Source organism: Streptosporangium sp. NPDC006007 (genome assembly GCF_040614315.1).
Lineage (GTDB): Bacteria > Actinomycetota > Actinomycetes > Streptosporangiales > Streptosporangiaceae > Streptosporangium.
Genome location: NZ_JBEXUG010000012.1, coordinates 1 through 17096, shown reverse-complemented (window position 1 = coordinate 17096; position 17096 = coordinate 1). Strand labels below are relative to the sequence as shown.

The window sequence follows — 17096 nt, the reverse complement described above, 5'->3', positions numbered from 1 at the left end:
CCTTTATGGTCAGCAACATCGTCATGCTCGTGATCCTCGCGCTGATCGTGGTCGCCGGGCTGGCGGTCTCGCTGATCGCGATCGCGCTGGCGACCATCAGAAGTGTGGACGGACAGGCTCCCCAGCAGCCGGCGGACATACCGAGGTCGCAGATGAACCTGCCCCGGCAGCGGACGGGTTCGGCGAGATCCCCTTCGGAGTCCCCGCCGAAGCCGCTGCCTGAGTCGCTGTCCGGGACGTCGGCGCCGGGGACGCCGGGGACGCCGGGGACATCGAGGACGCGGCAACCGCCGGGGAAATCGTCGGCGAGGCTGTAGCGCTGAGGCCGATGACGATCCCGGCCACCACCAGGGCGGCCCCGAACAGGTCGGGCGCCGACGGCGAGGCCAGGCCGAGGACCGTTCCGGTGACGATGGCGCCGACCGGGATGAGCCCGGCGAACAGACCGGCGGTTCCCGGGCCGAGGCGGGGCAGCGCGTCGTACCACAGGAAGAACGCCACCGCCGTCACGACCACCGCCTGGTAGCCCAGCCCCAGGGCCTCGGCGACGGTGGGCACCCGTACCATCCCGGCGCCGTCCAGCAGCAGGCCGACGACGGCCAGCAGCGGTACGGCCGCCATGGCCGCGTAGGCCGACACGCGCACCGCGCCCAGCCTGGGCAGCAGCGGGATGGCCAGCAGCGAGAAACAGACCTCGCAGAACAGCGCCCCGAGCGACCAGAGCAGCCCCGGCAGATCGCCGCTGCCCAGCCCGGTGGCCAGCGTCGCCCCGGCGACCACCACCACCGCGCCCCCGACGACGCGCGGAGAGGGACGTCCGCCGAGCAGCGCCAGTATCAGCGGGACCGTACCGAGCACGGTGCCGACCAGGGCGGGACCGCCGCGCCGGGTGGCCTCGATCACGCAGACGTTGAAGACCACCAGCCCGAGCAGCGCCAGCGCGATCAGCAGCACGCCCTCGCGGCGCGTCGGCCGCACGAACCGAAGGCCCGCGACCCGCGCGACGGTGAGCAGGACGGCGGCGCCGAGGAGGTAGCGGAGCGCCTGGCCACCGTAGACCGGGTAGTCCTGGATCACGCCGGAGACGGCGGCCAGGGTGCCCACCAGGAACATCGCCCCCGCGGCCTGGCACAGGGCGCGGAACTCCACACCGGGCGCGGACGGGGGCGCGGCGGTGACAACTGGCTTCATATCGGGAATGCTAAAGAGCGAATGGTTCCCCTCACGGGTCCAATAAATTGATAAAATCGAGGACCAATTGGCCGATCTGCACCTGACCGTCGACCGGGCGGCCGGAGGGATCGCCGGCCAGATCGCCCACGAGCTCCGGCAGGCCGTACGGCAGGGCAGGCTGGCGGCCGGCGCGCGCCTGCCCGCCAGCCGGGAACTGGCCAGGGACCTCGGGCTGTCGCGCGGGGTGGTCGTGGAGGCGTACGAGCGGCTGGTCGCCGAGGGGTTCCTGATCTCCCGGGTCGGCGCGGGCACCGTGGTGGCCCCCGCGGCCGGCCGGCCCCCGGCCGTCTCCGGCCACGATCCGGCGGTGCCCGCCCGCCGGCCCTACCACGGACGGCGCCCCACCTCCCCAGACCTGGCCGCCTTCCCCCGCGAACGGTGGCTGGCCGCCATCAGGCAGGCGCTCGCCACCCTGCCCGCCGCCGCGCTCGACTACGGCGACCCCGGCGGTGTGCCGGATCTGCGCGAGGAACTGGCCGCCTACCTGCGGAGGGTCCGCGCGGCGGACGTCACCCCCGACAACCTGGTGATCGTGGGCGGGGTGGCCCAGGGGCTGAGCCTCACCGTCCGCACGCTCCGCGGACGGCCTCCCCAAGAGCGGACCCCCCACGCCCCGGACCGGTCAGTCACCCAGGCCCCCCACGCCCCAGGGCGATCTTTCGTCCAGGCCCCCCACTTCCCGGAGCGGTCTTTCGTCCAGGTCGCCCACGCCCCGGATCGGCTGGGCGGCTGGGCCGCGCGCTCCGTGCCGCCTCCCGACCCGATCCGGCTGGCGGTCGAGGACCCGACCAGCCTGCGCCAGTTCCCGCTGCTACGCGCCGCGGGCGCGGACCCGGTCGCGGTCCCGGTGGACGAGGAGGGCGTCGACGTCGACGCCCTGGCCGCCTGCGGGGCACGGGCGGTGCTGCTCACCCCCGCGCACCAGTACCCGACGGGCATCGTGCTCTCCCCGCGCCGCCGCGCCGAGCTGATCGAGTGGGCCGCCGCGACCGGCGCGACGGTCCTGGAGGACGACTACGACGCCGAGTTCCGGTTCGACCGCGACCCGGTGGGATGCCTGCAGGGGCTCGCCCCCGACCGGGTGGTCCTGGTGGGCAGCGTGAGCAAGTCCCTGGCCCCCGGACTCCGGCTCGGCTGGGTGGCGGCGCCGCCCGAGATCGCCGAGTCGATACGGCTGGCCCGCGCCGAACTGGACCTGGGCTCACCGGTGCTGGAGCAGTACGCGCTGGCGGAGCTCATCAGGACCGGCGGTTACGACCGGCAGCTGAGGAGGATGCGCCGGGAGTACCGGACCCGCCGCGACGCCCTGGTGGGCGCGCTGACCGAGCACCTGCCCGAGATCAGGGTGCGCGGCGTCTCCGCCGGACTGCACCTGCTCGCCGAGCTGCCCGATGGCTGGGACGAGCCGGCCGTTGCCGAGACGGCTCAGGACTGCGGCCTCGCCGTCGAGCCGGTGGCCCCGATGCGGTACGCGCCGGGACCACCGGCCCTGGTCGTGGGGTTCGCCCGCCTCCCCGCCCACCGCGCCGACGAGACCGTCCGCACCCTCGCGAGCAGGCTCCCGCGCCGACCCTGTTGACCGCGTTGACCGCGTTGACCGCGTTGACCGCTTTCACGCGGTCGGCGACTTCGCCTGCCTGCCCGTCGACGCGACGACCTCCACTCCTTGAACGTGCCGGCGGGACTCGCCCCGGTGCGGTCCATGGCCTGCCGCGACGACCCCCGGCACGCCTGGATCCGCTCCTCCTGGAGGAAGCAGGCCGTCGATCCCAGAAGCCCCATGACGAGGGCGCCACGGTGACTCCACGAGGACTCGGTCCGTGCCGGGGAGCTGGATCCCTCGTTCCGGTCCAGGCAGGGATTATCGTGATGGGGGTGGATATCTCCCCGCCCCCGGTGCCCCGTGATCCCGGACGTGAGCCGCGCCCCGGCGAACTGCGGGCGGGGAACGACGACCGCGAACGGGTGGCCGCCGTGCTGGGTGACGCGCTCGCCGACGGCCGGCTCACCCACGACGAGCACGAGCAGCGGATCGACTCGCTGTACCGGATCCGTACGCTGGGCGAACTCGCCGCGCTCACCGCGGACCTGCTCCCGCCCGAGGCCCAGCCGCTGCGGACCGACGTCCGCCCGGTGACGGCCTTCTTCGGTTCGCAACGGCACGCGGGCCGCTGGGTGGTGCCCACCCGTTTCTCGGCCACCGCGATCTTCGCCAACGTCACGCTCGACCTGCGTGAGGCGGTGCTCCAGTCCAGCCATGTGACCATTCAGGTCACCGTGATGGCCGCGACCCTCACGCTGATCGTTCCCGAGGGCGTCCGGATCGAGATGCCCGCCTCCGGGATCATGGCGAGCAAGAAGAACCAGGTTCCGCCGTCTCCCGACGGCCCGGTGATCGAGATCACCGGGCTCATCACCATGGGCACCGTCGTCGCCAAGTCGCCGAAGCGCCCGCGCCGCTCCTGGTTCCGCCGCTGACCGGCGAGACCGGGAGCGGCGCGAGAGGTCAGCTCGCGTTGTCGAAGTTGATCGCGCTGTAGGCGCGCAGCTTCCAGAGCTGGTGCTCGCTCTCGATCTTGCGGATCGTTCCGGAACGGCCACGCATGACCAGGGAGCTGGTCACGGCGCACCCACCCCGGTAGCGGACGCCCTGCATGAGCTCACCGTCGGTGATCCCAGTGGCGGCGAAGAAGACGTCGTCCGAGCTGACCAGGTCGTCGGTGCTCAGCGTGGCGTCCAGGTCCAGGCCCGCGTCCAGCGCCCGGCGCCGCTCGACGTCGTCCTGCGGCCACAGCCTGCCCTGGATGACGCCGCCCAGGCACTTGAGCGCGCAGGCCGCGATGATGCCCTCGGGGGTGCCGCCGATGCCGAGCATCAGGTCCACGCCGGTGCCGGCCCGGGCCGCCATGATCGCTCCGGCCACGTCGCCGTCGGTGATGAGCTTGATCCGCGCGCCGGTCTCCCGGATCCGCTTGATGATCTTGTCGTGGCGTGGCCGGTCGAGGATGACCACGGTCACGTCCGAGGGCTCGCCGCCCTTGGCACGGGCCACCGCGGCGATGTTGTCGGCCACCGGCGCGTTGATGTCCACACTCTCGGCCGCCTCCGGGCCGGTGACCAGCTTGTCCATGTAGAAGACGGAGGACGGGTCATACATCGAGCCGCGCTCGCTGACCGCGATGACCGAGATCCCGTTGGGCATGCCGAGCGCGGTGAGCCGGGTGCCGTCGATCGGGTCCACGGCCACATCGCACTCGGCGCCGCTGCGGTCACCGACGTGCTCGCCGTTGTAGAGCATCGGCGCGTTGTCCTTCTCGCCCTCGCCGATCACCACCACACCGTTCATCGACACCGTGTTGATCAACTGACGCATGGCGTTCACCGCGGCGCCGTCGGCGCCGTTCTTGTCCCCACGCCCCACCCAGCGGGCCGCGGCCATCGCGGCCGCCTCGGTGACCCGGACGAGTTCAAGGGCGAGGTTGCGATCAGGTGCGTGTTCACCTGTGGCGAGCGCGGCAGGGACGGACGTCTGATCGGACATGACAGAAGACCCCTCTTCTCGTGGATTACTGCAACGATCGTAGTTGCCCCCTTTCTCGCCGGGCAGCGGAGGATAATGTCCCCACGATGAGCAGCGACTCGGGACGGCCGGTGACAGACGTGCCCACATACGCCTCCGAGCGTGGTGCGGCCACACGCGCCGCCCTTCTCGCCGCGGCCCGGGAGGTCTTCGTCACGAGTGGTTTCGCCGAGGCCGGAGTGACCGAGGTGGTCTCCCGCGCCAGGGCCAGCGTCGGAAGCCTGTATCACCACTTCTCCGGCAAGGCAGACCTCTATCTGACACTTTTCGACGAGTTCCAGGATCGGCAGGGCCGGCGGACCAAGCAGGCCGTCCAGGCCGCCCGCGCCGGGGGCGAGACCGACCCGATGCGGCTGTTCGTCGCGGGCGCGCGCGCTTACCTGGAGGGCTGCCTGGCCGAACGTGAGATCGCCGCGCTGTTCCTGCGCGGCGACGGGCCGCCCGGGTTCGAGGTGGTCATGCGAGACAGGCTGCGCCAGTGGGCCAAGCGCAACGCCGCCCTGTTCGAGGGCGACGAGGGCGCGCTGGTCGTGGTCCTCACCGGTGCCCTCGCCGCCGCCGTCTCCGAGGTCGTCCTGTCCGAGGACGAGGACGCCTCCCGCGCCCTCGCCGAGGGCGTGCTGGCCATCATCGGGCGGATCCACCGCCCCTGAGATCCCGTCGCCCCGTGGGGAGGGGTACCCGTCCGGGCCGATAGTCTTGACAGTCGTGCAACGGTTTACTCAGGGTTTCTACGGCTACGTGGTCGCGATGCTGGTCTGCCTCGCCGGCGTCGGCGTCTTTCTGCTGGTCACGCCGCAGAGCCGGACCGAGCACATTCCCAGGATCGACTTCTCCATCGACCTGGCCAACATGCGGCGGGCCGCGCCGTACCAGGTGTGGTCACCCGACCCGGTGCTCGCGGGCTGGGTGCCGACAAGCTCCCGCCAGACCGGCGAGAAAGGTGCCGACGGCAAGGCCGCGGTGACCTGGAAGCTCGGCTTCGCCACCGCCAAGCGCGCCCACGCGATGCTCGGCCAGAGCGACGAGGGGTCCCCGGCGGGGTTCGCCAACCGGATGGCCAACACCAACGAGGCCACCGGCAGTGTTCAGATCAACGGCGTGACCTGGGAACAGCGCTTCCGTAAGGACAAGAACCAGCGCTCACTCGTCCGGCTCCTCCCCGGCGTCACCCTCGTCGTCACCGGCACCGCCGAGTGGGACGAGCTGTCGGCCCTGGCCGGCTCCCTCAAACAGCAGTCGAAGATCGCCTCCTGACGCGGCCCCGGGGCACCCGGAAGTTAGAAGGGGGTGCCCCCCGCGGCGTCGGGCTGTCTGCGCTGCGCCATGGCGGCGGCCAGCTTCACCCGGGCCCCTTGGAGCCACTCCTCGCACAGCGCCGCCAGCCTCTCGCCGCGCTCCCACAGCTCGATCGACTGCTCCAGGGTGAGCCCGCCCGCCTCAAGGCGGCGGACCACCTCGGTCAGCTCTTCGCGTGCCTGTTCGTACGACGGTGTCTTCTCATCGGCCACACACCCCACCCTAGAGTCACCGACCGGCGGCTGTTGTGGAGCGAGCGCCTGAAAGACTGGATATATGAGCGTTCGACACGCCGCCTCCGGGGACGTCCCCGAGCTGGTCCGCCTCAGGCAGATCCTGGCCGACCGGATGGCGCAGGACGGCAGTTACCCGATCGACGGCCACTGGCACGAGGCCTACGCGGCCTCCCTCGACGAGCGGCTGGAAAGTCCGGACACCGCCGTCTACGTGGTCGACGCCCCCGAGGGCGGGCTGGCCGCCTGCGGAATCGGCCTCATCTTCGACTGCTTTCCGGGCCCCACCGTCCCCGGCGGCCGCTACGGCTACATCCAGGGCATGACCACCGATCCCGCCCACCGGCGCCGGGGGCACAGCCGGGCGATCATGGTCATGCTCATGGACTGGTACCGCCGTGCGGACATTCGCAGGGTGGACCTGCACGCGACCTCGGACGCGGAGTCCCTCTACCGGGAGCTCGGCTTCGTCGTCGACGACTATCCCTCGCTCACCTGGCGCAACTCCTCCTGACGCCTCCCGGCTGCCCGGGTTCCGCCCCCGGCTGTCATCCGCGTGTCGGGTTCTGTCCTCGGCGGTCACCCGGCCGCCGGAGTTTCGCCCCTCACCCTCGCCCGCCCGTCGGGGAAGCGGATCGTCAGCTCGTCGCCGGGGGTGATGTCGTGCGCGCGCCGTACGACATCACCCGCGGGACGCTGCACGATCGCGTAACCGCGTTCCAGGGTGGCGGCGGGGGACAGGGTGACCAGCCGGGCACGCAGGTGCTCCAGGGAGTCCTCGGCGCGGTCGAGGGAGGCGGTCAGCGACCGTCGCGCGCGGTCTCTGAGCTGCTCGGCCTGCTCGGCCCTGCGCTCGATCTCGCTGACCGGATCGGCCAGCGACGGCCGGGAGCGGACGGCCGCCAGCCAGGTCGTCTCGCGCTCCAGCCAGCCGCCGGCCACCCGGCGCCCCCGGTCGCGGAGCTGCCGGACGAGCGTGAGCTGCTCGCCGACGTCCGGCACGATCTTCTTGGCGGCGTCCGTGGGGGTGGACGCGCGCACGTCCGCCACCAGGTCGAGCAGCGGGTTGTCCTGCTCGTGGCCGATCGCGCTGACCACCGGGGTCCGGCAGGCGGCCACCGCCCTGACCAGGGCCTCGTCGGAGAAGGGCAGCAGGTCCTCCATCGAGCCGCCGCCCCGTGCGATCACGATGACGTCGATCTCGCCGTCCGCGTCGAACCCGCGCAGCGCCTCGACGACCTCGGCGACCGCGTACGGCCCCTGCACGGCGACGGGCTCGACCTTGAACCGGACCGCGGGCCAGCGTCGCCGCGAGTTCTCCAGCACGTCGCGCTCGGCGGCCGAGTCACGGCCGCAGATCAGCCCGATCGTGCCGGGCAGGAACGGCGGCCGTCGTTTACGGTCGACTCCAAAAAGCCCCTCGGAGGCGAGAACCTGGCGCAACCGCTCCAGCCGCGCCAGCAACTCACCGACGCCGACCGGGCGCATCTCCAGGGCGGTGAAGGCGAAAGAGCCCTTGTTGACCCAGAAATCCGGTTTCAGGTGCATGACGACCCGGGCGCCGTCCACCGGGCGGGGGACGGTCGCCTCGTAGACGCCGCGCGGACAGGTGACCCGGGCGGACACGTTGGCCACCGGGTCGCGCAGCGTCAGGAACACCGTGCCGCCGCGGGCGGTCAGCTCGGTGATCTGCCCTTCCACCCAGACGGTGCCGAGCTTGCCGATCCAGCCACCGACCATCTGCAGAACCGTGCGGACCGGAAGCGGTTGTTCCGGGGTGGTCTTCGAGCTCATGGCCGGGAGCCTACGCCGCGGAGGCGGTTACTCGGCGGCCTCAATCTTGGCCAGGCGGTTCTCGTACATGCGCACGACGTCCGCGCGGGCCGTGGTGGCCCGCTCGTAGGCGAGGAGTTCCCGGATCTGCTCGGCGGTCTTGCCGCGCATCCGGGCGCGGAGGGAGGCGATCGTCAGCCCGCTGTGTCCGGGCATCGGCTCGGCGGGCACCGTGACCTCGGCGACCTCGGCGACCTCGGCGGTCCCGGCGGGCACCACGGCCTCGGTGACCTTCGCGACCGGTTCGGCGACCCTGGTCTCGGTGACCTCGGCCGCGGCGGCGTCGGCCGTCTTGGGCTTGGTGACCTCGACCTCGGTGACCTCGATCTTCGCGGCCGGGGGCTCGGCGATCCCGAGTCCGGCCGTCTCCGTTCCGGTCTCCACCCCGGCCTTCGGAGCTGTGACCGCCGGCTCCACCTCGGGTTCGGCCGTCTTGGACCCTGTCACGGGCTCCGGCCTGGACTCCGCCACGGGCTCCGGCTGGGTCGTGGCGGTCTCGGGGGTGCTCGCCTTGGACGCGGCCGGGGCGAAGATGACCGGTTCGGGACGCTTCTTGGTGCCGTTGGCCTCGGCCTTGACGTCCTCGCCGTCCTTGGACGCGGTGGTCTCCGGACGCGGGGCGAAGATGACCGGCTCGCGGCGCGCCGGCTTCTCCTCGGCCTTCCTCTCGGTGCCCTCCACGGGCTCCGCGGCCTCGGCCCGCTGGTCGGCGGGCTTCTGGGACGCCTCGTCGGTCTCCTCGGCCTCCTCGGTCTGGCCGGTGAGACGCTTGATCGTGGTCCTCACCCGGTCGCCGAGCAGCAGCGCCTGGCCGACCCCGCTCAGCGCGGTCTGGAGCACGTAGAGCGGCAGGTCCTTCGCCTTCTCCTTGAACTCCTCGCGGCTGGAGAGCGCCTCGCGCACATTTTTGGTGACATTGCGAACGATGTCAGGGACTGCCATGTCGTCTCCCAGAGAGGTCTGTATTCGACGTTCAGTCTGGCAAGTAAATCGGCAAGACTGTGCCTTAGTAGGACTTTTTAGGACTATGTGAGGTCATAGGGCGAGTGGACGAGCCCGGCGGGCACTCCACGTAGCATAAGAACATGACTTCACAGACCCCCGCGACCCGACGCGTACTAGTGGCGAAGCCCCGTGGTTACTGCGCGGGGGTCGATCGTGCGGTCCAAGCCGTGGAGAAGGCCCTGGAGCTGTACGGCGCGCCGATCTACGTCCGTAAGCAGATCGTGCACAACACCCATGTCGTCAAGACACTGGAGCAGCTCGGAGCGATCTTCGTCGAGGAGACCGAGGAGGTCCCCGAGGGGGCCATCGTCGTCTTCTCCGCCCATGGCGTCTCCCCGACGGTCCACCAGGAGGCCGCCCAGCGCAGCCTGAAGACGATCGACGCCACCTGCCCGCTGGTGACCAAGGTGCACAACGAGGCCAAGCGCTTCGCCTCCCAGGATTACGACATCCTGCTCATCGGCCACGAGGGCCACGAGGAGGTCGAGGGCACCGCGGGCGAGGCCCCCGCCCACATCCGGCTCGTCGACGGCCTCGACGCGGTCGGCGCCGTCCAGGTACGGGACCCCGAGCGGCTGGTGTGGCTGTCACAGACCACCCTGTCGGTGGACGAGACGACCGAGACGGTCTCCCGGCTCAAGGAGCGCTTCCCCAACCTCATCGACCCGCCGAGCGACGACATCTGCTACGCCACCCAGAACCGCCAGGTCGCGGTGAAGGAGATCGCCGCCGAGGCCCAGCTGGTCATCGTCGTCGGCTCGGAGAACTCCTCCAACTCCAAGCGGCTGGTCGAGGTCGCCCTCGACCACGGCGCCGCCGCCTCCTACCTGGTCGACGACGCCTCGCTCATCAAGGACGAGTGGTTCGACGGCGTCACCACGGTCGGCGTCACCAGCGGCGCCTCGGTCCCCGAGGAGCTCGTCGCCGGAGTCCTGGCCCGCCTCGCCACGCACGGCTTCGACGACGTCGAAGAGGTCGAGTCCATCCAGGAGAGCGTCCGCTTCGCCCTCCCGCACGAGCTCCGCAGGGACCTGCGGGCCACCGTCTGATCCAGCCCGCCCCCGGCTACGGGGTGTCGCGGGGCGTGCCGTACACCTTGGGTTCGAAGTAACCCTCCGGTTCCGGGGCGAACCCGGCGCTGTCGCCCACCCTCGGGCGGGGAACCTCGGGGGCGCCGGACCGCAGCTCCTCGCGCAGCTCGCGCACGCATCCGGCCAGGCCGCGCCGCCAGGCGACGATCAGAACCAGGAGCGAGCCCGCGAACAGCCACGGGGCGCCGGCCGACAGCGAGGTGAACATGCCCAGCCCGAGCGCCTGCATCGGCGTGGCCGCGCCCAGGCAGTGGATCGTCTCGGCGAGCAGCGTGGCCGCGAAGAAGACCAGCGGCGGGGAGACCACCAGCGAGAGCAGGTCCCGCCGGTTCACCGTCGACACCGCGGCCCCGCATCCGATCACGAAGGCCACGCCGACCAGGGCCGACGGCCCGATTAACGCCTGCAGGACCCTGCCCACCAGCGTGAACGCCAGCACGAGCGCCACCGCGCCCCGAGCGGTCAGCCGGATGCCGCCGCCCCGTTTCCGTTTACTCATGCGATCACCCGGCCATGTGGCCGCCCGTCGCCCCGCTCGTCCATCAGCCGTCCCCCTCGACCTTGGCCCCCCATGGCCATCCCTTCCTCCGCCTACAGTGTCCGGTCGCCGGCGCCTCCAGGGAACAGCCTCTAGGGCAGGTCGTTCGCCAACTTACCGTTCAGCCGGGAGACGAGAGGCGGCCTTGACTCCTCTTCTCCCAGTTCCCCCAGGAGTTCGGGGGCGGTCAGCGTGCGTGGCAGGCCCTCGACACTCTGGGGGATGTCCAGTTCGGTCTCCACCAGCCCCAGGTCGTTCAGCTTGCGCGCGCTCACCAGCACCCGGGTCTCCAGGGAGCCGACCGTCCGGTTGTAGGACTCCACCGCCCGGCTCAGCGACCGGCCCATCGTCTCCATGTTCCGTCCCATGCTGCCCAGCCGTTCGTAGAGCTCCTTGCCCAGCTCGAAGACCGCCTGCGCGTTCTGGCTGAGCGCCGCCTGCTGCCAGGCGTACTGCGCCGTGCGGAGCATGGTGATCAGCGTGGTGGGCGTGGCGATGTGGACGCGCCGCCGCATGGCGTACTCCAGCAGGGCCGGGTCGCGCTCCAAGGCGGGGGCCAGGAACGCCTCGCCGGGGATGAACAGCACCATGAACTCCGGCGCCGGGCTGAACGCCTGCCAGTAGGCCTTGGCGGCCAGCCGGTCCACATGCTCGCGCACGTGACGGGCGTGACTGTCGAGCCGGGCCGACTGGTGGTCGGGGTCGGTGGACTCGGCGGCCTCCAGGTAGGCGGCCAGCGAGACCTTGGAGTCGACCACGATGTTCTTGCCGCCGGCCAGCCGTACCACCATGTCGGGCCGGAGCCGGCCATCGGCGGTGGTGGCGGACGCCTGCTCGTCGAAGTCACAGTGGTGCTGCATCCCGGCGATCTCGGCGACCCTGCGAAGCTGAAGCTCCCCCCACCGCCCCCGGGCCTCCGGCCGCTGCAGCGCGCGCACCAGCGCGGTCGTCTGCAGGCGCAGCTGGTCGTTGCTCTCCCGGACGACGTCGATGTGCTTGGCCAGCTCGGCGTGGGCGGCCCGCTGACCCGCCTGCGTGTCGCGCAGCTGCGTCTCGACGCGGGCCAGTGTGTCCTTCAACGGCTCGATCAGATGCTCGACGGCCTGCTTACGCTGCTCCAGCTCCCCGGCCGCCTCCGCCTGGCCGACGGCCATCCTGGTCTCGGCCAGCTCAAGGAAGCGCAGGTTGTTGACGTCGAGCGCCTTGGCGGACAGGGCCTGGAACCGTTCGGCGAGCTGTCCCTCCACATAGGCGGCCTTCTCCTCGGCGACCTTGGCGCGGGCCTCCGCCTCGGCCAGGCGCGTGACGATGTCGGAGGCCCCGGAGGAGGCGCGCGCCCTGCCCAGCAGGAACCCGATCGCGAGTCCTGCGGCGAGTCCCACAGCGAGCTGGAAGGCGAGGGCCATGACATTCACCCCGGAATGATCGCAGGCCCGGCGGCTCCTGGCTTCCCGACACGCCTTCCAGAGCGCTTCCGGCCCACCCGCCCCCTCGCTTCCGGCGGGCTGGAAGGAGACCGATCGGAGACCGATTGGAGAGCGATTCCACCGTCCTGTGACACGCCCGAGGCGGATAGCACTGGGCGGTTCCCTCTAAACTCGGCTCACGTGAGCCTGAGCATCGGCATCGTCGGATTGCCCAACGTCGGCAAGTCAACGCTTTTCAACGCGCTGACGAAGACCGCAAACGCCCTGGCGGCGAACTACCCCTTCGCCACCATCGAGCCCAACGTGGGCATCGTCGGCGTTCCCGACCCGCGTCTGGAGAAGCTGGCCGAGATCTTCGGCTCCGCGAAGATCCTGCCCGCCAAGGTCGAGTTCGTGGACATCGCCGGTCTGGTCCGCGGCGCGTCGGAGGGGCAGGGACGGGGCAACCAGTTCCTGGCCAACATCCGCGAGACCGACGCCATCTGCCAGGTCATCCGGGTCTTCAACGACCCCGACGTGACCCATGTGGACGGCGGCGTCGCCCCCGGGCGCGACATCGAGACGATCAACACCGAGCTGATCCTCGCCGACCTGCAGACGCTGGAGAAGGCGATCCCCCGCCTCCAGAAGGAGTCCAGGACCAACAAGGACCGCAGGGGCGTCCTGGAGGCCGCCGAGGCGGCCGTCAAGCTTCTCGACGGCGGGACCACCCTGTACGCCGGGGCCAAGGGCGCCGGAATCAACGTGGCCGACCTGCGTGAGTTGCACCTGCTGACCGCCAAGCCGTTCCTCTACGTCTTCAACCTCGACGCCGACGAGCTGGTCGACGAGGAGCTTCGGGCACAGCTGTCGGCGCTCGTCGCCCCGGCCGACGCCGTCTTCCTGGACGCCAAGATCGAGTCCGAGCTCGTCGAGCTGCCCGACGACGAGGCGCTCGAACTCCTGCAGTCCGTCGGCCAGGAGGAGTCCGGCCTGGCACAGCTGGCCAGGATCGGCTTCGAGACCCTCGGCCTCCAGACCTATCTGACCGCCGGCCCCAAGGAGACCCGGGCCTGGACGATCCGCAAGGGCGCCACCGCCCCCGAGGCGGCCGGGGTCATCCACACCGACTTCCAGCGCGGCTTCATCAAGGCCGAGATCACCTCCTTCGACGAGCTGGTGGAGGTGGGCTCGGTCGCCGCCGCCCGCCAGGCGGGCAAGGCCCGCATCGAGGGCAAGGACTACGTGATGCGCGACGGCGACGTCGTGGAGTTCCGCTTCAACGTCTGACCGGCGCGGTGATCATGCCTTTCGGGCTCACCTCGCGTTCGGATGGATTCATGCGGCGCTGAGGGCCTCCGGCGGGGACCGGAAGGTGGCGTGCGGTGCTCGTGGCTGAGCAACCAAAGGAAATCGAGGCCCCCACCGTCTAAAGGCCCAGGTGAACAAGTATCGGCCCTGCACACACGGGGATGGTCCGGCGACGGCTGTACGGGTGGTGGGCGCCTGGGGACCATCCCCGCACACGCGGGGGTGGTCCTCCCCGGTTCTTCGTCGCCTCCGCCGCTACTGATCACGGAAGGTGGGCCAGACTCACACGCACTTGGCCGTTGACAGTACGTCAGCATCAGCTACCGGGCTGGAACCCCGCGGGAAGTCTCGCCACTGTGACCAAGGTGAGCCTCTGCAGGCCGGCATGCTGTTACGGTCACGCCTATGACGCTCTCAGCTCATACAACTCGTGCTGTCGATTTGCGGGTTGAACCGGTTGATGAGGTTCTCGATCGTGTAGAACGGTCGCTTCAGACACGCCTGAATCGGGACACTGTAGTACGCAAGCGCCGCTCGATTGGCGTGCGGACGGATCGCGATACGTGGGTACGTATCGAGAGACGAGGGCTCGACCGGATCGGGGTCCAGGGTGGGGACGGCACCGCGTCCGCCGAGGCCCTGCGCGGGATCGCAAAACCGGCCTGGCTCGTCGGCGTTGCCTGGCGTGAGGAGTCGGTGATGTGGCGGGCGGATGAGACGGAGTTGCTGCTGGGGGCGCCGGTGAGCAGCGCCGTGGTGGCGGAGGATCCGCAGCTGTCCGAGGAGTGGTGGGCCGCGCTGAACGCTTCCCTGGATGCCCTCACCGCGCAGCACACCAACCGGATCGCGACACCGGATACCGAGACCCTTACACAGGAACTGGTCACAAGAACGATCAACAGCGTCTTCCCCGGCGTCGATACGGTCGTGGTCGAATGGCGTCCGGCCCACGCGGACTTCAACTGGGCGAATATCACGGCGCCGGTGTTCTGCGTGTTCGACTGGGAGGACTGGGGCATGGCCCCGCGCGGCCTGGACGCGGCGAATTTGTGGGGTGCCTCCCTCGCCGTCCCGGCTCTGGCCGATCGTGTGCGGAGCGAGCGGCGTGGCGATCTGGAAAGCCGGGACGGCAAGCTGATGACGCTGTTCGTCGCCGCGAAGATCCTCGGCCTTTACGCCGACCCGGACGACCCCCGGCTGGGGGCCGCCTGGGAAACGGCGGAGCGAGTGGTGAAGGGACTTCGGACGGGCTGACGGCGGGTCTGGAGAAGCTGCCGGTACTCCCGGACCACTTGGTTGTCGACTTCGTACGCCAGGGCGCCGATCAGCTCCCACAGGTGGTTCACGTTGTCCGTACCGACCGCGACCGCGTCGACCCGGGGCAGGCCGTAGGCGGAGCGGAACGCCGCCTGGACCGTTGTGGCTGGCGGGGAATGCCGCAGGAAAATCCGCGGGTCGAATTTCCCCCACACCGCCTCGGTCGTACTGCCGCTGAAGGGGCTCATGCCCCACACCTGCGACGGCAGCCACCGCGTCACCAGGGCCTCGGCCGCTTCGAGGATGTCGACACCCACCAGCAGTCCTGACCGGACCATGAGGACATCAGGGCAGGGTACGTCGAGGCCCACAAGCGGGCGCGGGTCCCAGCTCGATACACCCCACCCCCCGCACAGCCCCGTCTGCGCGGCGTCGGCCAAGACCGCGCACGCCTGCGCCAGCATTTCGGCGTCGGGGTGGGAGCGCTCGGGGTTGTGGAGGAGCACCGTGTCCGGCTCCCGTCCCAGATCCTTCGCGGCCTGCTCGACTCCGGCGCGCAGCCGGGTGGGGGCGAGGGAATGTCCCTCTGGGAAATACCCGACTTTGGTGGAGACCGAGAATTTCGGTAAGAGATCGTCGGCCACCGTCTTCAGTACTTCGTGTGAGCGATGGCCGAGGTAGTTCGAGGCGGTGTCGAGGCGCGCTACGCCGAGGTCGGCGGCTGCTTCGAGTACGTCACGGGCGTGACCAGGCCGGTATAGCCCATGGATGGCCTACGACAATGGGGAACATGGTCTCGCCCAGCGCTACTTGATCCAGCCCCTTCGCCTCGCGGAGGATTCCGGTAACACGGCCTTGGGGTCTCATGTTCTGGCTGGCATGGCGGACCAAGCCACGCTGCTTGGAGACCCGGTCGAAGGGCGCCGCTTGGCTCAGGCGGGGCGTCTCGGCTTGTCACATGTCGATTCGCCGGCCTGCCTGGCGGACCTCTGGTGTCTCGAAGCGCGAGCGCTCGCTCTGCTCAACGACAAGTTTGCGGCGGCCCGCGCGGTAATCGAGTCCGAGAAGGCGTACACGAAGGTACGTTCAGATGAGCAGCCGGAGTGGGCGGCCTTCATCGACCCTGCCTATCTACACGGGGAGCACGCCAACATGTTCCGCGACCTCGGGGATGCGAACGCCGCAGATGAGCATGCCCGGAAGTCGATAGACCACGCCGCGAGCCAGAAGCGCGCTCGGCGCGGGGCCATGTCTCAGGCGGCCCTCGCGGTATCTCATTTGCAGCGGAACGACTTGGAGGCGGCTCACGCGGCTGGTGTTCGTACCCTCAGTCTGACCAGGCAAGTGAAGTCCTCGCGTGCTATGGAAGCCGTGCACGACCTACAGCGGCGCATGCGGCTCTTCGGCGGACATCGGCTGTTCGCCGACTTCAGCGAGCGAGTCAGGGAGCTTACCGCAGCGGCATAGCCTCGAACGCGGGTGCCCAGGGGCATGCATGCTGGGCGCCTGCGCTCACGTTGCGCTGTTCAGTCCCTCGTAACCGTCGGTGTACTCAAGCCGGTTGAGATGGGCGGTGATCATTTCGTTCCTGCATGACCTTCACCGCTGCCTCCAACGGGGCGACGCAGCCTTCCGGGGTGGCGGCGTAGCGGTCGCCGAACAGGCCCCGCCCGAAGCTCAGCTCCATCAGCCTGGGGTCCAGCGCCCAGACCTGCACCAGCCCGGCGCGGGCGGCGGGCCCCGGATCGTCGACCAGATGACCGAGCCCTTGCCCGCCCCCGTCGCCCCGGCGACCGGGACGTGGGTGCCGTGGACTTTGAGCCGCCAGGAGGTGCCGTCCTCGCATCGGCCGATCTCCACCGGCCCCACCGACGCTGTCGCGGGGATCGGCAGGTCCGGCAGCGGGGGCGGGGGAACCGGCTGGAGTTCGGTGAGGATCTTGACGGTGACCGATTTCTGGGAGGCTTTGGCCTCGGGGTCGGCGTCGATCACGGAGATCTGCCAGACGGGAAGGCCGGTGGTCTTGTCCTTGGCGTAGACGGTGCGGCCGTTGGTGGAGGCGTCGAAGTCCTTGACCTGCTGCACGTCGCCGACCAGGTAGCAGCCGTGCGGGAAGACCTGGTCGAAGCCGATCGGGATGGGGCCTTGGATGGCCATGACACTCCCTTCGTCTACCCCCTAGACGGATACGGCCGGTCTGCCGCCTCAAGGGTGTCTAGTGCGGTGACCGGGAACGTTCACCGGGTTGGGTGATCACGCGGCAAGTGGGAGGGGGCGTCCGCCGAAGCGGATGCCCTTTTCGCTGCGGAT

General features: G+C 70.2%; 18 protein-coding genes. 9 read left to right on the top strand and 9 right to left on the bottom strand.

Annotated elements, in window-relative coordinates:
• Positions 1–96 precede the first annotated feature (96 nt).
• A complete protein-coding gene (locus ABZ194_RS12090; protein WP_355595182.1) occupies positions 97–1191 on the bottom strand; it encodes a DMT family transporter in 1095 nt (364 codons plus the stop codon).
• Positions 1192–1258: 67 nt separating this feature from the next.
• Between ABZ194_RS12090 and ABZ194_RS12085 the strand changes: the two genes are divergently transcribed.
• Both ABZ194_RS12085 and ABZ194_RS12080 read left to right on the top strand, forming a co-directional pair.
• Positions 1259–2812 carry a PLP-dependent aminotransferase family protein gene (locus ABZ194_RS12085; protein ID WP_355595180.1) on the top strand — a complete coding sequence of 518 codons (1554 nt, stop codon included), beginning with the start codon at positions 1259–1261 and terminating at the stop codon, positions 2810–2812.
• Between the two features lie 296 nt (positions 2813–3108).
• On the top strand, positions 3109–3711 hold the full coding sequence (locus ABZ194_RS12080; RefSeq protein WP_355595178.1) for a DUF1707 domain-containing protein: 603 nt from the start codon (positions 3109–3111) through the stop codon (positions 3709–3711).
• 28 nt (positions 3712–3739) lie between these two features.
• Here ABZ194_RS12080 and glpX read toward each other — a convergent pair whose 3' ends face one another.
• Entirely contained in the window at positions 3740–4774 is a 1035-nt protein-coding gene (gene glpX / locus ABZ194_RS12075; RefSeq protein WP_355595176.1) for a class II fructose-bisphosphatase, read from the bottom strand.
• Positions 4775–4860: 86 nt separating this feature from the next.
• Here glpX and ABZ194_RS12070 point away from each other — a divergent pair, with 86 nt between their 5' ends.
• The gene (locus ABZ194_RS12070) at positions 4861–5466 is read left to right on the top strand and encodes a TetR/AcrR family transcriptional regulator (RefSeq protein ID WP_355595174.1); all 606 of its coding nucleotides are present in this window, start codon (positions 4861–4863) and stop codon (positions 5464–5466) included.
• A 55-nt stretch (positions 5467–5521) separates the two neighbouring features.
• A complete protein-coding gene (locus tag ABZ194_RS12065) occupies positions 5522–6070 on the top strand; it encodes a DUF4245 domain-containing protein (RefSeq protein WP_355595172.1) in 549 nt (182 codons plus the stop codon).
• A 23-nt stretch (positions 6071–6093) separates the two neighbouring features.
• On the opposite strand, the gene ABZ194_RS12060 is transcribed toward ABZ194_RS12065, so the two are convergent.
• Positions 6094–6324 (bottom strand): exodeoxyribonuclease VII small subunit, encoded by a 231-nt coding sequence (locus ABZ194_RS12060; protein WP_355595170.1) that lies wholly within the window; start codon positions 6322–6324, stop codon positions 6094–6096.
• 64 nt (positions 6325–6388) lie between these two features.
• Between ABZ194_RS12060 and ABZ194_RS12055 the strand changes: the two genes are divergently transcribed.
• Positions 6389–6859, top strand: a complete 471-nt coding sequence (locus tag ABZ194_RS12055) for a GNAT family N-acetyltransferase (protein ID WP_355595168.1) — start codon at positions 6389–6391, stop codon at positions 6857–6859.
• Positions 6860–6924: 65 nt separating this feature from the next.
• Here ABZ194_RS12055 and xseA read toward each other — a convergent pair whose 3' ends face one another.
• Both xseA and ABZ194_RS12045 read right to left on the bottom strand, forming a co-directional pair.
• Positions 6925–8139: an exodeoxyribonuclease VII large subunit gene (gene xseA / locus ABZ194_RS12050; RefSeq protein WP_355595166.1), complete on the bottom strand. Its 1215-nt coding sequence runs from the start codon at positions 8137–8139 to the stop codon at positions 6925–6927.
• Positions 8140–8166: 27 nt separating this feature from the next.
• On the bottom strand, positions 8167–9120 hold the full coding sequence (locus tag ABZ194_RS12045) for a hypothetical protein (protein ID WP_355595164.1): 954 nt from the start codon (positions 9118–9120) through the stop codon (positions 8167–8169).
• 143 nt (positions 9121–9263) lie between these two features.
• Between ABZ194_RS12045 and ABZ194_RS12040 the strand changes: the two genes are divergently transcribed.
• The gene (locus ABZ194_RS12040) at positions 9264–10232 is read left to right on the top strand and encodes a 4-hydroxy-3-methylbut-2-enyl diphosphate reductase (RefSeq protein WP_355595162.1); all 969 of its coding nucleotides are present in this window, start codon (positions 9264–9266) and stop codon (positions 10230–10232) included.
• Positions 10233–10248: 16 nt separating this feature from the next.
• On the opposite strand, the gene ABZ194_RS12035 is transcribed toward ABZ194_RS12040, so the two are convergent.
• Both ABZ194_RS12035 and ABZ194_RS12030 read right to left on the bottom strand, forming a co-directional pair.
• Entirely contained in the window at positions 10249–10773 is a 525-nt protein-coding gene (locus tag ABZ194_RS12035; protein WP_355595160.1) for a DUF6542 domain-containing protein, read from the bottom strand.
• Positions 10774–10904: 131 nt separating this feature from the next.
• On the bottom strand, positions 10905–12218 hold the full coding sequence (locus tag ABZ194_RS12030) for a DNA recombination protein RmuC (protein ID WP_355595438.1): 1314 nt from the start codon (positions 12216–12218) through the stop codon (positions 10905–10907).
• Between the two features lie 201 nt (positions 12219–12419).
• Between ABZ194_RS12030 and ychF the strand changes: the two genes are divergently transcribed.
• Together ychF and ABZ194_RS12020 are read left to right on the top strand one after the other, a co-directional pair.
• Positions 12420–13508 (top strand): redox-regulated ATPase YchF, encoded by a 1089-nt coding sequence (ychF, locus tag ABZ194_RS12025; protein WP_355595158.1) that lies wholly within the window; start codon positions 12420–12422, stop codon positions 13506–13508.
• Between the two features lie 426 nt (positions 13509–13934).
• Positions 13935–14783: a hypothetical protein gene (locus ABZ194_RS12020; RefSeq protein WP_355595156.1), complete on the top strand. Its 849-nt coding sequence runs from the start codon at positions 13935–13937 to the stop codon at positions 14781–14783.
• On the opposite strand, the gene ABZ194_RS12015 is transcribed toward ABZ194_RS12020, so the two are convergent.
• Positions 14702–15556 (bottom strand): aldo/keto reductase, encoded by an 855-nt coding sequence (locus ABZ194_RS12015; RefSeq protein ID WP_355595436.1) that lies wholly within the window; start codon positions 15554–15556, stop codon positions 14702–14704. The genes ABZ194_RS12020 and ABZ194_RS12015 overlap by 82 nt on opposite strands.
• On the opposite strand from ABZ194_RS12015, the gene ABZ194_RS12010 reads away from it, so the two are divergent.
• Positions 15555–16253: a hypothetical protein gene (locus ABZ194_RS12010; RefSeq protein WP_355595154.1), complete on the top strand. Its 699-nt coding sequence runs from the start codon at positions 15555–15557 to the stop codon at positions 16251–16253. The genes ABZ194_RS12015 and ABZ194_RS12010 overlap by 2 nt on opposite strands.
• Positions 16254–16472: 219 nt before the next feature.
• On the opposite strand, the gene ABZ194_RS12005 is transcribed toward ABZ194_RS12010, so the two are convergent.
• Positions 16473–16943 (bottom strand): plasmid replication, integration and excision activator, encoded by a 471-nt coding sequence (locus tag ABZ194_RS12005; RefSeq protein ID WP_355595152.1) that lies wholly within the window; start codon positions 16941–16943, stop codon positions 16473–16475.
• Between the last annotated feature and the right edge of the window lie 153 nt (positions 16944–17096).